Source organism: Streptomyces durbertensis (assembly GCF_014156695.1).
GTDB lineage: Bacteria > Actinomycetota > Actinomycetes > Streptomycetales > Streptomycetaceae > Streptomyces > Streptomyces durbertensis.
This window is the reverse complement of record NZ_WMLF01000726.1, coordinates 1-1,522: the sequence shown is the minus strand read 5'-3', so window position 1 is coordinate 1,522 and position 1,522 is coordinate 1. Positions and strand designations below refer to the sequence as shown.

Below are 1,522 nucleotides of genomic sequence, written 5' to 3'. Positions count from 1 at the left end.
GCGCGGTACGGGTTCGACCGGCGGTTGTCGGCGGATGGCCGACACCCGCCGGTCCGACAGCGTCGCCGGGCGCATCAACTTGCCATCATCCAGAGGGGGTTGGTCATGGCGACCATCGCTCCGGGCTGGCCGCCGGTGCCGGGGCGGCGGACCTCCGCCCTGACGTACGTCGACTGGGAGGCGGTCGTCAGCCAGGTCAGGGCCCGGTCGGCGGGGCCCGACCGCAGCTCGCCCTGGTCGGTGAGCAGCCGGCACACGGCGCCGGCCGGGGCTCCCGACACCTCCAGCCTCACCGTCACCCGGGCATCGGGCCTCGTCCGCAGCACCTCGCCGATCCCCGCGTGGCCGCCGCGCTCGTCGACGGCGGAGAACCGCAGCGAGACCGCCGCCGACTCGGCGAGATAGCTCCGCCCGGCCCGGACCGCCGCGAGCACGTCCCGCCGGGTCAGGTCGTCGGCCCGGACGACGGTCTGCGGGTGCCCGACGACCTGCGGTTCCCGATGGGCGTCGCTGCAGCCGAGTGCCGGGACCCAGTGCCCGGGGCCGGCGCGGCCCGCCCGGCCGGCGCTGTCGGCCAGCAGGTTGTCCCACGCGGCGAGGGCGAGTTCGTCGTCGGCCGTCCACGGACCGTTCCACACCTCCACGGCGTCGGCGTCCCCGTAGCCGAACTTCCACTGGCAGCCGACAAAGGGGCAGTTGGGATGGGCGGGCACCACCAGGCCGCCGGCCCGGCGCACCCGTGCGGCGTGCCGGCGGAACGCCTCGTCCCTGGCCCGGTAGCGCCAGTCGACGAACGTGCCGGGGTCGGTGCCGAGCGCCAGGTAGTGGCCGTTGCGGGTGGTGACCTCCTCGCCGCAGAGGATCAGCAGGTCCTCGCCCCACAGGCCCTGCCAAGCGGCGTGCGCGGAGGTGGTGTTGTGCTCGGTCGAGACGATGAAGTCCAGTCCGGCGGCCCGGGCCGCCGCGGCGACCTCCGCCGGGGTGCGCTGGCCGTCGGAGTGCACGGTGTGCAGATGGCAGTCGCCCCGGTACCAGGCCCGCCCCCGGCCACGGGCCCGCTCCGGCGGGTACACCGGCTCGGGGGTCCGGCCCGGCCGGCCGTACCGCAGGGTGACGGTGACCTCGTAGCGCAGGCCCTGCGGCGCCACCGTGTAGGGCCCGAGCACGACGTGCCAGGTGCCGGCGCCGACCGGGCCCGGCAGATAGCCCGGCGTCGCGCGTGCGGCGCTGAGGGTGAACGTGTCGCGGAAGCCGCCCGACCAGCCGCGGAACGCGGCGGAGCCGGTGCCTCGCTCGTCGAGGATCCCGATGTCCAGCGCGTTGCCCGGGGTGCCCGCCGGCACCTCGGGGCGGTCGTAGCGGTAGGCGACGGTCAGCTCCCGCACGCCGCGCGGCACCCGTACCGGTAGGTAGACGAAGTCCGGTGCGCCCGGCGGTAGTTCGCCGCGGATGCCACGGGTCTCCGCGTCCTGGCCGGGCGGTGCGGCGAAGGCGAGCGGCGCCAGCGTCACCGCCCCCGCCC

1 protein-coding gene is annotated in these 1,522 nt (G+C 76.3%); it reads right to left on the bottom strand.

Annotated elements, in window-relative coordinates; genetic code table 11:
- Positions 1–74: 74 nt before the first annotated feature.
- On the bottom strand, positions 75–1,522 hold a 1,448-nt coding region (locus GL263_RS26305; RefSeq protein WP_438948009.1), incomplete at its 5' end, for a CehA/McbA family metallohydrolase.